At 71.2% G+C, this 16,437-nt stretch carries 15 protein-coding genes, 1 pseudogene and 1 riboswitch; of the genes and pseudogenes, 7 read left to right on the top strand and 9 right to left on the bottom strand.

Annotated features, from left to right (window positions below; genetic code table 11):
- The 6 genes from atzF to KDL01_RS14160 form a co-directional block, all read right to left on the bottom strand.
- On the bottom strand, positions 1 to 1,499 hold a 1,499-nt coding region (gene atzF, locus KDL01_RS14135), incomplete at its 3' end, for an allophanate hydrolase (protein WP_212528929.1).
- Positions 1,500 to 1,503: 4 nt separating this feature from the next.
- Entirely contained in the window at positions 1,504 to 3,639 is a 2,136-nt protein-coding gene (locus tag KDL01_RS14140) for a 5-oxoprolinase/urea amidolyase family protein (protein WP_212528930.1), read from the bottom strand.
- A complete protein-coding gene (locus KDL01_RS44535; protein WP_212528931.1) occupies positions 3,636 to 4,253 on the bottom strand; it encodes an urea amidolyase associated protein UAAP2 in 618 nt (205 codons plus the stop codon). The genes KDL01_RS14140 and KDL01_RS44535 overlap by 4 nt, the downstream gene beginning before the upstream one ends.
- Positions 4,250 to 4,987, bottom strand: a complete 738-nt coding sequence (locus KDL01_RS14150; RefSeq protein ID WP_212528932.1) for a DUF1989 domain-containing protein — start codon at positions 4,985 to 4,987, stop codon at positions 4,250 to 4,252. Before KDL01_RS14150 ends, KDL01_RS44535 begins: the two co-directional genes overlap by 4 nt.
- Entirely contained in the window at positions 4,984 to 6,519 is a 1,536-nt protein-coding gene (locus KDL01_RS14155) for an amino acid permease (protein WP_212528933.1), read from the bottom strand. Before KDL01_RS14155 ends, KDL01_RS14150 begins: the two co-directional genes overlap by 4 nt.
- A 243-nt stretch (positions 6,520 to 6,762) precedes the next feature.
- A riboswitch (guanidine-I (ykkC/yxkD leader) is annotated at positions 6,763 to 6,865 on the bottom strand.
- A 102-nt stretch (positions 6,866 to 6,967) separates the two neighbouring features.
- Positions 6,968 to 7,399 (bottom strand): hypothetical protein, encoded by a 432-nt coding sequence (locus tag KDL01_RS14160; protein ID WP_212528934.1) that lies wholly within the window; start codon positions 7,397 to 7,399, stop codon positions 6,968 to 6,970.
- A gap of 675 nt (positions 7,400 to 8,074) precedes the next feature.
- Between KDL01_RS14160 and KDL01_RS45935 the strand changes: the two genes are divergently transcribed.
- Together KDL01_RS45935 and KDL01_RS14170 are read left to right on the top strand one after the other, a co-directional pair.
- Complete coding sequence (locus KDL01_RS45935; protein ID WP_368861570.1) at positions 8,075 to 8,440, top strand: ADP-ribosylation/crystallin J1; 366 nt, start codon at positions 8,075 to 8,077, stop codon at positions 8,438 to 8,440.
- On the top strand, positions 8,437 to 9,252 hold the full coding sequence (locus tag KDL01_RS14170) for a hypothetical protein (protein WP_212528936.1): 816 nt from the start codon (positions 8,437 to 8,439) through the stop codon (positions 9,250 to 9,252). Before KDL01_RS45935 ends, KDL01_RS14170 begins: the two co-directional genes overlap by 4 nt.
- 63 nt (positions 9,253 to 9,315) lie before the next feature.
- On the opposite strand, the gene KDL01_RS14175 is transcribed toward KDL01_RS14170, so the two are convergent.
- Complete coding sequence (locus KDL01_RS14175; protein ID WP_212528937.1) at positions 9,316 to 9,924, bottom strand: hypothetical protein; 609 nt, start codon at positions 9,922 to 9,924, stop codon at positions 9,316 to 9,318.
- Between the two features lie 104 nt (positions 9,925 to 10,028).
- Here KDL01_RS14175 and KDL01_RS14180 point away from each other — a divergent pair, with 104 nt between their 5' ends.
- Positions 10,029 to 10,793, top strand: coding sequence for a hypothetical protein (locus KDL01_RS14180; RefSeq protein WP_212528938.1), 765 nt, complete (start codon positions 10,029 to 10,031; stop codon positions 10,791 to 10,793).
- Here KDL01_RS14180 and KDL01_RS14185 read toward each other — a convergent pair.
- Positions 10,784 to 11,371, bottom strand: a complete 588-nt coding sequence (locus tag KDL01_RS14185) for a GNAT family N-acetyltransferase (RefSeq protein ID WP_212528939.1) — start codon at positions 11,369 to 11,371, stop codon at positions 10,784 to 10,786. The two genes, KDL01_RS14180 and KDL01_RS14185, sit on opposite strands and share 10 nt — an antisense overlap.
- A gap of 168 nt (positions 11,372 to 11,539) precedes the next feature.
- On the opposite strand from KDL01_RS14185, the gene KDL01_RS14190 reads away from it, so the two are divergent.
- Positions 11,540 to 13,237: a hypothetical protein gene (locus KDL01_RS14190; RefSeq protein ID WP_212528940.1), complete on the top strand. Its 1,698-nt coding sequence runs from the start codon at positions 11,540 to 11,542 to the stop codon at positions 13,235 to 13,237.
- Positions 13,238 to 13,342: 105 nt separating this feature from the next.
- On the opposite strand, the gene KDL01_RS14195 is transcribed toward KDL01_RS14190, so the two are convergent.
- Positions 13,343 to 13,675 (bottom strand): hypothetical protein, encoded by a 333-nt coding sequence (locus tag KDL01_RS14195; protein ID WP_212528941.1) that lies wholly within the window; start codon positions 13,673 to 13,675, stop codon positions 13,343 to 13,345.
- Positions 13,676 to 14,045: 370 nt separating this feature from the next.
- On the opposite strand from KDL01_RS14195, the pseudogene KDL01_RS46775 reads away from it, so the two are divergent.
- From KDL01_RS46775 to KDL01_RS14210, 3 genes and pseudogenes are all read left to right on the top strand, one after another.
- Positions 14,046 to 14,218: pseudogene (locus KDL01_RS46775) on the top strand (IS982 family transposase); the annotation flags it as partial.
- 761 nt (positions 14,219 to 14,979) lie between these two features.
- Positions 14,980 to 15,204, top strand: a complete 225-nt coding sequence (locus tag KDL01_RS14205) for a hypothetical protein (protein WP_212528942.1) — start codon at positions 14,980 to 14,982, stop codon at positions 15,202 to 15,204.
- Between the two features lie 10 nt (positions 15,205 to 15,214).
- Complete coding sequence (locus KDL01_RS14210) at positions 15,215 to 16,180, top strand: cyclic nucleotide-binding domain-containing protein (protein ID WP_212528943.1); 966 nt, start codon at positions 15,215 to 15,217, stop codon at positions 16,178 to 16,180.
- Positions 16,181 to 16,437 lie beyond the last annotated feature (257 nt).

Consider the following 16,437-nt stretch of genomic DNA (forward strand, 5'->3'; position numbering starts at 1 on the left):
GGGTTGGTGGCGGGGAGGTGGTGCAGGCGGTAGCCCGCCGCGGTCCTGGTACGGCTGATGAGCCTGGCGCCGAGTTCGCGCAGCTGGTGGTTCAGCGGCAGGCCGGACAGGTGGGCGCCGACGACGGCGAGGCGGGTCCAGCCGGGACGCGGGGGCGCGTCTTCGGGTTCTGCTTCGCCGGTCCATACGGCGGCGAGGTCGAGCAGGCGGTCGTCGGCGAAGGCGGGGCCGATGAACTGCACGCCGAAGGGCAGGCCGTCCGGGCGTTCGCCCGCGGGGACGGCGATCGCGCACAGGTCGAGCAGGTTGACGAAGTTCGTGTACGTGCCCAGGCGGGTGTTGACGCCGACCGGGTCCGCGGCGACCTCGGCCAGCGTGGGGTGGCCGGGGGTGACGGGGAGCAGCAGCGCGTCGGCGACGTCCCAGGTGTGCTCGCTCGCCCGCCGCAGCCGCGCCAGTTCGTCGAAGCCCGCGAAGGCCGCGGCGGCGCCGATCGCGTCCGCGCCGGTCAGCACCCGCCGCACGGTCGGGTCGAGGTCGCCGTGGTCGAGGCCCGGCTCGCCGAGCATCGGGGCGATCGCGTTCCAGCGCTCGGCGACCCACGGGCCCTGATACAGCAGCCGTCCGGCGGCGATGAAGGGTTCGACGTCGATCTCGACGACGTACTGCGCTACCTCGTGGGCGCGGCGCAGCGCGGCGTCCCAGGCCTTGCGGTGCTCGTCGTCGAGGTCGAGCGGGCCTGCGGGGATCGCGATGACGCGCGGGGTGGCGGCGATGTGCGGGCGGTGCGCGGGCCAGGGCCGTGAGTACGGGTCGGCGGGGTCGTACGCGGCGAGCACCTGGAAGACTTGGCGCGCGGCGCCGACCGAGCGCGTGAAGATGCTGACACAGTCGAGGGAGCGGCAGGCCGGCACGACTCCGGTGGTGGAGACCAGGCCGCGCGAGGGCTTCATGCCGACCAGGCCGTTGAACGCGGCCGGGACGCGGCCCGAACCGGCCGTGTCGGTGCCCAGCGCGAAGTCGACCTGACCGGAGGCGACCGCCACCGCGCTCCCCGAACTGCTCCCGCCCGAGGCATAGTCCGGATGGCCGACGGCGTGGCAGGCGCCGTAGGGGCTGCGCGTGCCGACCAAACCGGTGGCGAACTGGTCGAGGTTCGACTTGCCGGCGGGGACGGCGCCCGCGTGGATCAGCCGCCGCACGGCGGTGGCCGTGGCCTGCGCCGGACGCTCGGCTCGGGCGCGGAACGCGGCGGTGGTGGGGATTCCGGCGATGTCGATGTTGTCCTTCACCGCGAAGGAGGTGCCGGTGAGCGGGCCTGCGGCGGTGGCACCCGCGTCGAGGAGGCCGGCGAGTTCCCGGGCGACGATCCGGGCGGATTCGTCGGCCGGGAAGCGGTGGATCCACTCGGGTCCCGGCTCCGGCATATCCGTGTCCTTGTTCACTGTGCTCACCGCGTCCTTGCCTACCGTGTCCTTGCCCACTGCGCCCTTGCCCACTGCGTCAGGCTCCTGTCTTCGCGGCCGCGGCCTGTGCCCAGCGGGCCCGCTCGGCGGCGAACGCGCGCTCGCGGAGCTGGATGAAATCCATGGTCTCCGGCGGCTGCGGGGTGTCCGGACCCGGCAGCGTGCCGAGGTCGAGGGTCGTTTCGCGCATACTCAGCCCGATGGTTCCGTCGGCGACCGCGGCGCGCAGCTCGAGCAGCTCGTCATGGCCGACGGGCTCGAACCGCAGCAGGTCGAAGTTGCGCAGCAGCCACGCGGGCTCGGGGCTGCGGCCGGCCTGGTCCGCGGCCGGTTTGCGCCAGACGGGCACGGTCCGGCCGACGAGCTGGTAGCCGCCCGGACCCTCCATGCCGTAGACGCACAGGTAGGCGCCGCCGATGCCGACCGCGTTCTCCGGAGTCCAGGTCCGCGGCGGATCGTACTTGGTCGTCACCAGGCGGTGCGCCGGATCCAGCGGCACCGCCAGCGGGGCGCCGAGGTAGACGTCGCCGAGTCCGATGACCAGGTACGTCGCCTTCTGCACGATCTCGAACACCTCGTCCCGGTCACGCAGGCCATTGACACGCCGGATGAACTCGACGTTGTCCGGGCACCACGGCGCGTCCGGGCGCACCCCGCGCTGGTAGCGGCGCATCGCCTCGTGCGCGTCGGGATCGTCGAAGCAGATCGGCATCGTCACCTCGCGCACGGGCAGCTCGACGCCGGCCGGGTCGGGCGTGGCGAGCCAGGCGTCACCCACCCGGGCGGCCAGCTCGCGCGGATCCAGGACCGCCGGGTCGAAGCCGAGAAGCAGTGACCTGACACCCTCGACGTTCTCCGGCACCCCGGCCGCGGCGGTGAGCTGGGCGCGCGCGGTCAGTTCGCGGTGCAGCAGGTGGATCCGCGCTCGTACGGTGAGGTCGAGGCGGGCCGGACCGACCTCGACCAGCAGGTGATGGTCCCCGCTGAGGCGGACGGAGAGCTCGGGACGGCCGGCCTGGGCGGGCAGGGAGAGCAGCGGAGCGGGGCGGTCCTGGGCGGTGAGCTGCGCATCCGGCCGCGCATCCGGCTGCGGATCCGGCTGTGCGGCGGTTCCCGGCGGTGGAGCGGACGGCGCGGGCGGCGGCGGGAAGATCACGGCGGCCGCGGCGGCGCGCGGGTCGGCGAGCAGGCGGCGGCGTTCCTCGCGGGCGATCTCCGCCTGGGCGGGCGTGACCGGCTCGAGGCGGACGCGGTCTCCGGGGCGCAGCTGGCCGAGCTTCCACAGGTCCGCCTGGATCACTCCGGCCGGCACGACGAATCCGCCGAGGCTGGGGCCGTCCGGCCCGACGATGACCGGGGTGTCGCCGGAGATCATGATCCCGCCGACGGGATACGCCGAGTCGTGGATGTTGCAGGGGTGCAGTCCGGCCTCGCCGCCGTCGTCGCGGGCGAAGCGCACCGCCGGTCCGGCGAGCCGGGTTCCGGTGCGGTCGCTGCGGTGGTCCACCGTCCACACGGCCGCGAAGAGCTCGGCCAGCGCGTCGCCGGTGAAGTAGTCCGGAGCGCCGTGCGGGCCGGGGATCACGCGCAGGGTCCAGCGGTCGGCGAGGGCGGGCAGCACCGCGGTGAGCGCGGCGGGGGCGGCGCAGTTCTCGTCCCGGCCGACGCCGAGGACGTCGCCCGCGGCCAGCGCGCTGCCGGTGCCGCCGCCGAAGCCGCCGAGCAGGAAGGTCGCCCGGCTGCCGAGCACGCGGTCCACCGCGAGCCCGCCGCGGACTGCGAGGTAGCCGCGCAGCCCGGCCGGACCGCAGGGCCCGAACGCGAGCACGTCCCCGTCGTACGCGGCGAAGGGCTCCCCCGGCCGCACCGCTCGTCCGTTCAACCGGGCCTCGCCGCAGGCGCCGGTGACCGCGGCGAGCAGCGGGCCGCGGGTACCTCCGTCGCTGCCCTCTGACCCGGTCGACGCGGTGAAGCGCAGTGTCGGACCGCCGAGCACGGCCTCGAGGCCCGCGGCACCCGGATCGTTGCCGACGGCCGCGTTGGCGAGCGCGAACGAGAGCGTGTCGTAGGCGCCCGACGGTGGCACGCCCACCCGCCACAGGCCTCTGCGGCCGCCGAGGTCCTGGACCGAGGTCTGCACGCCCGGGGCGAGGACATCGAGTCGCCAGGTCATGGGCGCCGCCCGGTCAGCCGGATGGGCGTGGGGTCGTAGCCGTTGCACGGGTTGTTGATCTGCGGACAGTTGGAGATGAGCACGAGCAGGTCGCGTTCGGCGCGCAGCTGCACGTACTTGCCCGGCGCGGAGACGCCGTCCTCGAAGGTGAGCCCGCCGTCGGGGGTGAGCGGCACGTTCATGAAGAAGTTGATGTTGTGGCCGAGGTCGCGCTTGCCCAGGCCCCTGCCCCACTTCCGCGTCATGCGCAGGAAGGTGGTGCGGCAGGAGGGCTGGTACCGGGTGTGCCCGCCGTAGCGCACGACGTTGCTCTCCTGCGAGCACGCGCCGCCGAGGGTGTCGTGGCGGCCGCAGGTGTCCTCGACGATCGTGGCGAGCGCGTCGCCGTCGCAGGTCAGCAAAGTGGAGCCGGTGGTCAGGTAGAGCGCGCCCTGCTCGCGGATCGTGTCCACCGCGCTGTAGCGGTTGGCGTAGTCGTGCGCGTCGTAGAAGAGCGTGTCCACGGCCTGATTGCCGTGCAGGTCGGTGATGCGCAGCAGCGTGCCCGCCGGGATCTCGCCGATCCAGCCGTCGCCCGCCTCGATCACGTCGTCGAGGTCGAATTCGTCGCTCACGCGTGGCTCCTCTCGGCCAGTTCCAGCGCCCGCGCGCTCTCCGCCCGGAACCGGCGGGTCGCGTCCTCGGCTCCGGGAGCCGGGCTTTCGTCGATCTCGAGGCGCACGCCGGGCACGCTGCCGGACGCGCCTGCCGACGCGCTGCCGGACGCGGCCGGAGCGAGCGGGTGCGGCGCCGTGGACAGGACCACCAGCAGGTCGATCTCGGCCCGCAGCGTGACCCAGTCCCCCTCGTCCGCGTGTCCGGGCTCGTACACGAGCGTGCCCCGCGCGTCGCCGACGGGCGCGACCTTGCTGAAGAAGTTGACGGTGGCGTGCAGGTCGCGGCGGTCGAGACCGTGTTTCGCAAGCTCGTCGAGCAGGCCGCGGCGCGCACCGCCGCCACCGGCACCGACAGCGACACCGCCACCGGCACCGACACCGACACCGCCACCGCCAAGACCCGACAGACCGTGCCCGGTGATCGCGTCGTGCCAGTCCAGGCTGGAGCCGGTCACCGAGGCCAGGGCGCGCCCCATGTCGGACATCAGCGCCATCGGGGCCGCGACCCGCGCGGACATCTGGGCCTTGAGCGTGTCCGGCACGTTGAGCCGCTCGGTCCGGTCCTCGAGCGCGTAGAGGAGCATGGACACGTTGGCGCCGGGGCCGAGGCAGCGCAGCGTCAGGGTCCGGTGGCGGCGCAGCCGCAGCGAGTCGGCCGCGTCGCCCGGCACCTCGATCGTGTAGCCGGTCACGCGGCGGCCTCCGCGGCCTCGGCCAGGTCCGCCGTGCGCGCGGTCCGGGTCGAGCGGCCGGCCAGCAGGTAGGTGGCGTATCCGAGCACGGCGACGGCGGCGCAGAACAGCAGCGCGAAGTACCGCAGGTACCAGTGGCCGCCGGCCGGGTCGTACACCGCCTGGCGCGGCCAGGCCATGTTCACCGCCATGAACAGCCCGTAGCCGACCGCGAGCGCATTGACCGGCGTGCCGAAGCGGCCGAGCGAGAAGCGCCCGGGACCGGCCGGGGCCATCCCCCGCCGGCGCAGCAGCATCGGCAGCGTGACCAGCAGGTAGGCGACGTACACGATCACCACGGCGACGCTGGTGATCGCGGTGAACAGCTGCGCCTGGCCCACGTTCACAGCCAGGATCGCGATCGCGATCAGGCCGATGAGCACGGTCGGCAGCACGGGCGTGCCGGTGCGCGGGGAGACCCGGGAGAGCCGCTCGGCCCCCGGCAGGGCCCGGTCGCGCGCCATCGAGTAGGTCAGCCGGGAGGCCGCGGTCTGGATCGCGAGCGTGCACACGCAGATCGCGATCGCGACGTCCACCAGCACGGCGCGGCCGAGGCCCTCGCCGAGGCGGCTGGTCACGACGTAGGGCAGGCCCTCGGTGGCCAGCTGGCCGTCCGTCAGCGAGGGCGCCGCCATCAGCGCGCCGAGCAGCAGCGCGGCGCCGCCCGCCCCGGACACCGCCAGGGCCTTGAGGATCGCCTTGGGCGCGGTCGTGCGCGGCGAGCGCGTCTCCTCGCTCAGCTCGCCCGCGCTGTCGAAGCCGTACATGACGTACGCGGCCATCAGCGCGGAGACCAGGAACGGCCAGACGTAGGAGCCGCCGCCGGCCGCGCCCTCGGTGTGCAGCACGACGCCCGGGCCGCGGTCGGAGTGCGCGAACAGCAGCACCACCAGCGCGGCCACGCCGACCAGCTCGCAGGTGACGCCGACGCAGTTGATCAGGGAGGTGAGCTTGACGCCGACCGAGGACACCACCGTGGTCAGCGCGATCAGGATCGCGCCGAGCAGTACGGCGTTGGTCGCGCCGGTCTTGCTGGTCAGCGTCGGATCCCCGCCGACCAGCTGGAATCCGCTCCACACCGAGGGCAGCACGACCTGCAGCGCGATGGCCGCGGCCGAGACGCTCACCACCTGCCCGATCAGCATCGTCCACCCGGCGAAGTGGCCGATCAGCCCGGTCGAAAGGCGCCGGGACCACTGGTAGACGCAGCCCGAGATCGGATAGCGGGCGGCGAGTTCGGCGAAGCAGAGCGCGACCAGGAACTGGCCGGCGAAGACCAGGGGCCAGGTCCAGAAGAAGGCCGGGCCGCCGAAGCTGTAGCCGAAGGAGAACAGCTGGAAGACGGTGGTCAGGATCGAGACGAAGGAGAAGCCGGCCGCGAAGGACGCGTACTGGCCGAGCCCGCGCCGCAGCTGCTGGGAGTAGCCGAACTCGGCCAGGTCGGCCGCGTCGTGCGCGACTTCATCTCGAGTCGGAGATACGATGGTTGACACGATTCCCGCCTTTCCGCGCAGGGGTGCGCGACCGCGTGAGCTCAGGGGAGAACGGCCGGAGGGCCACCGGGGCCGTCCGCCGGGGCTGTGCGCAGGTGCCGTGACCGCCGGGGCCGCCGTGGCCGCGGGGGTCGTCGGGCGAGATGAGGCTGTTGAGAAAGCCTGGGGTGCCGAGGGTGGTGTGTAGCGAGATCTCACGGCCTACTCCGGGAGCCGGGCCCGGCCACAGGCCGAGCTCACCTGGCCTCCCGGGCTTTTCTCCCGCCGTGGAACGGAGCCGTGGGCCCCGCCTGCATCTCTCGGACCAGACCCGGTGCCATCCGGCGGAACCCTAGACGCGCCCCGCCCTCATCCGAGCGGGTCGTGACAAGGACACCGCCGGGATGTCACCGTCAGGAGCCGCGTTTGTGAACGGCAGGTCAACCCTTGCGCATCGAACGGCACCCGGTTACGCGGCGCCGATGGCTTTGAGATCGGTACCGGACACCACCATCGCGTCGATCTCGGTGCGGCCTTCCAGTACCGCCTTCAGCAGCCGATGGAAGCCGTCGAGGACGACCAGGCGCCCCCGGTACTTGACGAGGTGGACGGGATACCGCAGGTCCGAGGCCATTGCCCGGTTCAGGTGGTCGGGATAGCGCTCCGGATCCTCGCGGACCGCACGCGGGCTGACCTGAAAGCGCGTTCCGTCCAGTTGCCACAAGGGCAGGTCGAGCAACCATGCCAGCTGCTCGACCTGCACACGTTGCACGGGAAGCTCGAGATCCCACAGCGCCTGCAGCCGCCACGGATCCGTGGGCAGTGCCTGCCGGATCTGCGCCGGCATCATCGCGAGGAGCTCTTCCCGCGTGACCCTCGGCGCGGCACGGTCAGTGCTCATGGACGCCCACTCCCCCCGTGCCGACAACGCGACGACAACGCGCCGAACACCTTAGCCAACACAGGAAACCGGCGACTCGTCAGTTGCCGGGGTAGAGCTTCCCGTCCGTGCTGCCGGCGGCCGCTGCGGCGCGATCGTGCACCTCGGCCCCGCGGTTTGGCACGCGCTCGCGCGAAGACTCTTCGGCCGCCGCGGGACGCGCGAATCGACTGGTCTCGCTTTGCATCCCCCTGTCATCATGGTCCGATGACCGAGGCCTGGACCACCCCCGAGCAGCTCGCCGTCAAGTTCGCCGAGTTCGAGACCGCGCTGTCGGCGCACTGGGAGCGGCCCAAGGCCTGGGGCATCATGCACGAGGACGCCGAGGGGCGGATCGTGGTCGACCGCGCCGAGGCCGGAGAGCAGCTGGACCTGCTGGCCATGGCGGCACTGTCCATGGCCACGGGTGACTGCTGCGGCACCTACGTCACCCGCATCGACGCCGCCGAGCTGGACATGGCGATCGCGACCCTCGCCCCGGCCGAGGCGTGTCCCGAGTACAACCTGTCGAACCTGCGCACCTGGCGGTACCTGCGCGAGGAGATCGGGGAGGACGGCACGGCGGTGGCCGCGTTCACCCGGACCCTCGACGTCGCCGATCCGGATGATCCCCACCTGACCGCGCTGCTCGGTGAGATCCACCGTGGCCGCCGGGAGAATCCGGACGGCAGCACGACGCTGTGGCGCCCCGTCGGCCCGGCCGAGCTCGAACTGCTGCGCGCGACCGGAATGCGCGCGTGGCCACCGCGGCTGCCCGACCAGCCCATCTTCTACCCCGTACTCAACGAGGCCTACGCCCGGCAGATCGCGGACGAATGGAACGTCGCGGCCTCCGGCGCCGGGTACGTGACCCGATTCCGGCTGCCCACCGGCTTCGCGCGACGCTATCCGACCTGTCAGGCCGGCGGCAGCGACAAGCTCGAGCTGTGGATCCCCGCGGCAGACCTCGACGAACTCAACCGCCATCTCATCGGCCCGATCGAAGTACTGGAGACGCCATGACCGAGGACACGCGGCCCTGGTCGCAGCTCAGCGCCGTCGAGCGCTCCCTCGTGCGGGCCGGACTGCGCACGAAACGCTGCGCGGGCCTGATCCAGTCCCACGGCATGGCGCTGCGCTGGGAAGGCATCCCCGGCGCGCCGCCGGCCGGCGGCTACTCCCCCATCGAGGCACACGCACTGGTCCCCGAGTTCGCGAGCACGGCCGCCGACCTGATCGCCCAGGGCGTGCTGAGCCTGCAACGCCTGTCGGAGAGCTTCATGCCTCAACAGTCGGATCCCGTCGTAGCCCCCTGCGACCTCGACGAGGTGCTGCGTGATCCGGCCACGTGGATCTGGGACGAGCGGAACCCGGGCCACTACCGGCTCGACGCGTCGGAACCCGCGCACGCGCGCTGGTACCTCGACGCCTACTTCGCCATGGCACGCTCCGGCTACCCGGCTCGGTACGACCTGAGCGAGCCGGAGCAGCGGATCATGCTGAGCGCGGAAGAGGGGAGCGGTATGCTCACCGGCCCGATGGGCATCTGGTCCCAGCCGGACCCCGAACTGCCTCCGTCGGAGCGGCTGGCCGAGGTGGACGAGCTGCTCGCCCCCCTGCTCCCGTTCGTCCGAGACGACCTGCTCGAAGTCCAGTTCCGCACCGACGTGCGCAGCGACGCCTACACGGTGATCCCGCTGTCCGCACTGCGGTCCGCCTTCAACGGCACCGAGATCTGGCGCGACCACGACGACGCGGACTTCTTCGAAGGCGCGCACGCCGTCCTCACCTTCTCCGGCTACGCCACCTGGCACAGGCCGCGCGCGGCCCGCTGAGACCCGGCAGGCCGAGCACGACGGTGCCCCACGCTGGACGACGGCGCCGCGGGACACCCTCGATCACTCCTCGCTCTCCTCGTCCGGATCGACGGCGGGCGGGAAGCCGAGCGCGTCGATCAGGGCGATGAAACCCTCCTCGACGAACACCTCGTGCGCGCGCAACACCGCCTCGATCGCACTCTGCTGCGCGGCCGTCGCCACACCGGCCGCACTCGCCCACGCGATCGCCGCCCGCGCGCAGGCGGGCACCGCCTCCTCGAGCTCCGCCTGCCTGGCCGCGCACGCCTGCGCATACTCGGGCGTCCCGAGCAGCTCCAGGGTGTCGTGCGTATCGTGCGTATCCAGCTGCCCGATACCCATCTCCGCGGCGATCTCCAGGCCCAGCACGGTCTGCCACTCCCGACCGTCCGGACACAGCCCGACCACGTCCGCCACATCGCTGTCGAAGATCGCGGCGAAGCACGCCGGCGCGCCGGTCCACTCCACCAGCGCCGCCAACTCCTCCGACCCCCACTGCTCGGCGCGCAGCTGCAGTGTCTGCCAGCCGCCCGGCCGCGGCCACAGTTCGCAAGCGCCGTCCCCCCACGGCGGGCGTATCGCGTCGAAGACGGGCGCCTCCAGCAACGGCCGCTCGCTTCTCCCGAACACGTACTGCCCCGAGAACCCCATGGACGCCTCCCTGACGATGTTGCGAGAACGATACGGCCGGCCTCCGACACCATCCGATTACCGCTGATAGCGTGCATGTTCAGCGGGAGGGGAAGGGGGCGTCGATGGACGCGAAGTGGTCGCAGCACGCTTATCCGGAGGAGCCGCAGGACGCGCGGCCTGTCATCGAAGACGCGCGGCCCGTGATCGAGGACGCCCGCCCGGCGCTCGAGAACAGGAACGCGAACACGCTCGAGAGCGAGCGCCCCGCAGCCCCCGCCCGGCCGCGCGTCCGCCGGAATCTCGCGTTCGCCGGGTTCGTCGGCGCGGTGGCGCTGATCGTGGGCGCGGTCGCGATCTTCAATGCCGGACATCAGGTCCGTGTCGGTGGGATCGGCCCTCCCCAGCCTCAGGCCGCGCAGATGGGCCGCATACCGAGCAACCTGCTGCTCGTCGGCGACACTCCGGCCGGGTACCGGCCGGTCGCCGGATCCGTCAGCGAGGAGGGCGCGACCAGCCCGTTCATCGCCACGTACACGTGCGTGTCGCACTGCCCGGCGGACTCGGCGCCGGGGCAGGCGCCGTCGATCATGTTCTCGGCGGCGCAGTCCGGGCCGGGCTACTTCAGCGACTACAAGGCCCTGTGCGGCCCGAATCCCGCTCAGAGCTACGTGTGCGGCAAGCTGGCGCCCGATATGTGGCGTGCGACCGCACCGTCCTCGCCGAGGGTCTACCAGATCGTCATCTACGAGCACGGCGATGTCGAGTTCATCCTCCAGGCGCCGCCCACGATGGATCCGCAGCTGCTGCGCGCGTACATGCTGAGCATCCATCGCGCGTCGGACGCGGAGCTGGTGTCGCTGCTGAAGGGGTACCCGAACTACAGCTGACGGATACGCGCGTGGAGATGCATGTCGTGCCGGCCGTCGTCGTGTACTGCGGCGCTGCGCTTGGTTCCCTCGAGGAGGTAGCCGGACTTCTCGGCGACCCGGCACGAGGCGTGGTTGCGCGTCGAGTGGTCCAGGTGCAGGCGGTAGAAGCCGATCTCGTCGATGGCCCAGGCCGTGAGCGCGCTCAGGGCGCTGGTCGCCACGCCGGCGCCGCGGGCGGTCGGCACGACCCAGTATGCGGCTCCTGCGATGCCGTCGTCGAAGTCGAAGCCGCGCAAGGCGATCCGGCCGAGCACCTCGCCGTCCTGCTCGCGGGCGACGGCCCAGTGACCGCCCCTTTCCTGCGCCCAGTCCCGGCGATACGCGGCGAACCAGTCGTGGACGTCGGCCTCGGTCGAGGGGCGGCGGGTGTGCCAGCGGCGGATCTCAGTGTCCTGGTAGGCGGCCAGGAACCGGGGCGCGTCGGCCGGCTCCCAGGGGCGCAGCAGGAGGCCCTGTCCGGCCGGCAGCACCGGCTGGGGGGAACCGGCGAGCACACCTGCGGGCAGAACGGGCGGCGTCGAAAGGGCGCGGGTCATGCGCCATGATCACCGTTCGGCTACCGCGCATGTCAAGGGTCGCACTCCAGGTCACCGTCGCGCTACCCTGAGATCAGTCTTCCGACACGCAGGGGGTCCACCACGAGCGTCGATGATCTCTCCGCGCCGGAGCGGCTGCTCTGGGAGGCGTTCCCGACCGGTGCGGAGGTGGACCTTCGGGTCGGCGAGCCCGCGGTGGACGATCCGATGGGCGCGGCGGGCTGGGGACCCCGGCGTCGCGTGCGGGCGAGTGTCATCGCGGCGCTGCTGCTGGGCGGGCATCCCGAGGCGGTGCGCGGTCCGGCCGCGGTCCGGCTGGTGGGGGCGCAGGTCCTCGGCACCCTCAGCCTCGACTACGCCGAATTCCAGCACCACCTCAGGCTCAAGGAGTGCAGGTTCGCGGAGACCATCTGGCTCTACGGCGCGCACACCCGGCAGGTGAGCGTGATCGGCAGCGCGCTGGTCGGCCTCGACGCGTCACTGGCCCGGATCGACGGCAACCTGCGCCTGATCGGCAATCACGTCGACGGTCAGGTCTCGCTCGCGGGCACCCACGTCATCGGCGATCTGCGGCTCGACGGCGCGCGGCTGCGCAACGTCGGCAAGGTCGCGCTCAACGCGCCCAGGCTCCGTGTCGAGAACGATCTGTCGATGCAGGAGCGTTTCCGCGCCGAGGGAGAGGTGACGATACGCGGCGCCCACGTGGGGGGCGAGATCCGGATGGAGGAAGCCGAGCTGGAGAACCCGGGCGGCATCGCGTTCTATGCGTCGCGGGGAGATTTCGGCAGCAACATCCAGGCGAGCGGGCTCGCGGCGCGCGGCGAGGTGCGCCTGTCCGGTGCGAAGGTGGCGGGGCTCGTCGATCTCCGAGACGCACGGCTGATCAGTCCGGGAGGCGACGCGCTGATCGCCCACCGCGCCGAGATCGGCGCGAGCCTGGACTGCACGAAGGACTTCCGGGCCGAGGGCCGCGTGCGCCTGACCGGCAGCAGGATCGGAGGCAATCTGAACTTCGGCGGGGCGAGGCTGGTCAATCCGCACGGGTTCGCGCTCGACGCCCAGGACCTCTCCGTCGCCGGACGGGTGCACTGCAACCACGGCTTCCACGCTTCGGGGTCCGTGGACCTGAGCGGATCCACCGTCAGGTCCTCGGTCTCGTTCCACACCGCGGTCCTGACCGATCCGGCGAAGTGGTCGCTCGCGCTGTGGCACGCCAGGGTCGGCCTGCTCGACCTGCGGTCGGCGACGAAGGCCGCGGGCGGCGTGAACCTGCGCCACAGCGTGCTCAACGTGCTGCGCGACGAGCCGGCCACCTGGCCCGACACCATCGTCCTCGACGGGCTGACCTACAAGGCCCTCGAACCGGCCGACATGGCCGCGAGCCGTGCCGACTGGCTCAAGAGGCATCGCGAGGGATTCCTGCCGCAGCCCTACGAACAGCTCGCCTCCGTCTACCGGCAGACCGGGCAGGACGGCGACGCACGCCTGATCCTGCTGGCCAAGCAGCGCGAGCGACGCCGACGCCTTCCGTGGTACGCGCGGGCCTGGGGACACCTGCAGGACGCCGCGGTCGGCTACGGCTACCGGCCGGAACGCGCGATCGGCTGGCTGCTCGGCCTGCTCGTGCTCGGCACCGTCGTGTTCTCCCTCTGGCCGCCGACCGCGGCCACGACCGATCCACACCCCGTGTTCAACCCCGTCGTCTACACCCTCGATCTGCTGCTCCCGGTGATCAACTTCGGCCAGGGCAAATCCTTCATCCCGACGCCCGGCCTGCAGTGGATCGCCTACGTGCTCACCGCCGCCGGCTGGATCCTGGCGACCACGATCGCCGCCGCCGTCGCCCGCGCGGTCAACCGGAACTAGACGAAGAGTTCCTCATGGCCGTAGGCGGTCGGCGATCGGCCGAAGGTCTGGCCGGTGTGGAAGCTGTGCCGGATCGAGGCAGCCGGTGAGGCTGTTGTCGTCCTTTCATCCCCCGCCCGCGGCGTAGACGTAGACGATCGGGTCGCCCGCGGCCTGGTCGACGGTGACGGTGCCGCCGCCAGTGTCCTGGTCGTTCGCAATGCTGTAGGTGTAGACCGCGTATCTGATTGAGTCATCGAACTGCCAGGGGACCGGTTCCCCATCGGACTCCGTGTTCCATAGCGCCTCGGCGCCCGTGTCCTGCTTGGTGGCGTGGAGTTTCTCCAGGAACTCGGCGACCTCGGCTGGGGAGTCGGCGAAGCGCAGGAAGAATGCGTCGCCGCCGTTAAATGCACCCGGATCGATGTAGAAACGCACACTCTGAGCGTCGGTGGGCATGGGGAGTCGATACCAGGACAACCCCTGGTCGAAGCTCGTGATCCCGGTCCCGGGCTGCATGAGCGAGCACCCCTGCTGCGCGTACGCTCGCGGATCGACGGGAAAGGGGCACAATCCGAGGGCGCGCGGCAGATAGGTCCAAGCGGCCCAGACCGTCAGGACCACAGCGACGGCACAGGCCGACATCACAGTTATCAGGTGTCTACGACGTGAGGCCACCACATCGGTGGAGACGTAGTCGACGTGTGTACGGTTGCTGCCAACCACACGCCCGTCGGTGTCGTAGCGGTGGCGAGGGCCCCGATGATCGGTGTGTGAAGACTGACCTCGAACCCTCCTCACGGCACCGTACGTGAAAATCGATGACGAGTTGGTGTGCGACCGGTGGCGAGGGCGTCCGCCGCTGCTGTCGGCCTCGGAATTACCGTGTGGATCACGGACTCGACCCCGGTGCCGTGCGGTATGTCCCGGCCCACGGTCAAGCGTTCGAACCTGGCCGGCCGGGCCGGGTACGGCTACTGCGCGAGCCATTCGCGGTTCTTCCATTAGGAACAGGTCGTTTAGGCCGACCGGTCGTCAGATCGGTCCTCGTCCTGGTGTGCCGACAACGGGTCGGTATCCGGGCCGTCGCGCACACCGGTGCGGCGCCTGGGGAAAACAGCCGGAAAACAGCCCCTCGCCGAGAGCGGGAGACGAGATCGCATCCACCCGTGTGTTTCATCAGACGTCGAAGCCGGGCCGGAAAAAAGACCCCCCGCGGCCACGGAGGGTCTTCACACCCGAATGCACGCACCCCGGTTCAGAGGGATCGGCGTCTGGGCGCCGGCCCCGTGAAGAGGCCGGACAACTCCAAGTATGCACCGGAACCGGCCCGATGACCCGATCCCGCTGTCCGGCAGAGCGCCGAATCCGATCAGATGATGGAAAGTATGTGACGGGTCTCCCGGGACATACTCGGTCCGGTAGACCCATTCTACTCGCGCGAGGCGGTCGACCGGGGGGAGATCTCGACGCGGCCGAGCCCTTCCCGCTCGTCATCGCCGTGGCGGCGAAGCAGCGGAAAAGCTTGCGGATCCTTGCGAACTCGAGTCCTGCCATAGATGCTTGTCCGGAAGCTCGACCGCTTCGGACAGGGTGCCGCGACGGCCATCTGAGCCCCTGTACGGGTCGAGGCTCACGAAAAACCCCGGTTCGCTCAAAATCGGCCGTCTCACCCGAGGCGGCCGATCACCGATCGGCGAAAGGCTGACATGACCGAGTACTCTCCTCCCGCCGGCTCCGGCGGCACGGGTAGCCCGTGGGCGGTGACCACCTCCTTGTTCGTGGTGTGCGTGCTGCTGACCCTCGTGCTCTTCCGCATCCCGGATCTCCGGATCGCCGTCCCCGTGGGCGTGAGCGCCTCCTACACCGCCACCGACGCCGTGGCCAGGCTGTTCGGGCGCAGCGCGCCCGGGGGCATCGTCAAGATCCTGCGCTCCATCCGTTCGCTGCTCTCCGCGGCCCAGACCGTCGGCGCCCTCGGGAACTGAGGCCTGCGCCATGCCCCGCTCGCTTCCCGTTCAGGCGGCTGACGATCGGGTAGCCGAGTTCGCGCAGGAACTCAACAGCCTGCGCGACTCGGCCGGCTTGTCGATTCGCGCGCTGGCGCACGGCATGCCGTACGGCAAGAGCACGATCGCGGATGCCCTGTCCGGACGGAGACTGGCGTCGTGGCAGCTCGTCGAGGGCATCGTGCGGCAATGCGGTGGAGACCCGGAAGAGTGGCGAGAGAAGTGGCTCAGCCTCCGAGGCGCGGAGCCCGTCGAGACTCCCACGGAACGCGTGCCGGCGCCGACCGGTCAGTGGCGAGCGTCCTCGTTTCTCGGTCAGCTCGACGAGGCTTCGCGCGATCGGCTGCTCCAGGCCGGCCTTCCGCGTCTCTATAAGCCGGGTGAAACCCTCTTCTTAGAGGGCGACGCGACGAGATCCGTGGCGATCGTGCTGAGCGGATTCGTCAAGGCCACCGTCTTCGCACCGTCCGGGCGCACTCTCCTGCTCGCACTGCGAGGGCCCGGGGACATCGTCGGAGAAGCCTCCGCCCTCGATGGGCAACCCCAACCGGCCACCGTGACGTCGGTCGAACAGACCTTTGTGCGTTGGTTCAGCCAGGAAGAGTTCCTGCGCTGTGTCCAGTCATCACCGGCGATCGCGGCCGGTTTGACGAGGGACATCGTTTCGCGCCTTCGCGAAGCCTCGTCACAGCGCATCGATCTCGACGCACCGGCTCTCAAGAGGGTCGCGAGGGTCCTGCTCCATCTGGCTCGCGAGTTCGGTGAGGCCGGTTCCGACGGCCACACGATCTCCCTCCCGATTTCACAGGGTGAACTGGCTACTCTGGCCGACACGTCCGCGCCGACGGCGATCCGGGCTCTGCACACTCTGCGGGAACGAGGCCTCGTCTCGACCGGTTACCGCTCCATCCGCATCTTCGACATGGACCGGTTGCGCGAGGCCGCCCAGTTCTGAGCCCCACATCACGCGGCATCTGCCAAGGCGTCGGCCACCAGCACCGGCGGGCCCCGCCATCAGGACCGTGCGGCGGTACGCGCATGCCCGGGCCCGGTGCGGGCACGGGGGACGCACGACACGACACGACGTGACACGACCCCCGACAGCCCGGCATGTCGTCGGCCCCTGGCGGGCACCCCCGCGGGTACCGTGGAGGACGCCCGCGACGCTCCGGCCCCTGACGAGGGCCGCACCCGCGCGCCGCCCCGCCCGCG

Source organism: Actinospica durhamensis, from assembly GCF_018139695.1.
In the GTDB taxonomy this organism is placed as follows: domain Bacteria; phylum Actinomycetota; class Actinomycetes; order Streptomycetales; family Catenulisporaceae; genus Actinospica; species Actinospica durhamensis.

What these genes read in the sequence shown, in the direction of transcription:
- KDL01_RS14140 (WP_212528930.1), bottom strand. Translation starts at nt 3,639, where the DNA reads ATGACCTGGCGACTCGATGTCCTCGCCCCGGGCGTGCAGACCTCGGTC.
- KDL01_RS14195 (WP_212528941.1), bottom strand. Translation starts at nt 13,675, where the DNA reads ATGCCCACCGACGCTCAGAGTGTGCGTTTCTACATCGATCCGGGTGCA.
- KDL01_RS14210 (WP_212528943.1), top strand. Translation starts at nt 15,215, where the DNA reads ATGCCCCGCTCGCTTCCCGTTCAGGCGGCTGACGATCGGGTAGCCGAG.
- KDL01_RS14170 (WP_212528936.1), top strand. Translation starts at nt 8,437, where the DNA reads ATGACCGAGGACACGCGGCCCTGGTCGCAGCTCAGCGCCGTCGAGCGC.
- KDL01_RS14160 (WP_212528934.1), bottom strand. Translation starts at nt 7,399, where the DNA reads ATGAGCACTGACCGTGCCGCGCCGAGGGTCACGCGGGAAGAGCTCCTC.
- KDL01_RS14175 (WP_212528937.1), bottom strand. Translation starts at nt 9,924, where the DNA reads ATGGGGTTCTCGGGGCAGTACGTGTTCGGGAGAAGCGAGCGGCCGTTG.
- KDL01_RS14185 (WP_212528939.1), bottom strand. Translation starts at nt 11,371, where the DNA reads ATGACCCGCGCCCTTTCGACGCCGCCCGTTCTGCCCGCAGGTGTGCTC.
- KDL01_RS14180 (WP_212528938.1), top strand. Translation starts at nt 10,029, where the DNA reads ATGGACGCGAAGTGGTCGCAGCACGCTTATCCGGAGGAGCCGCAGGAC.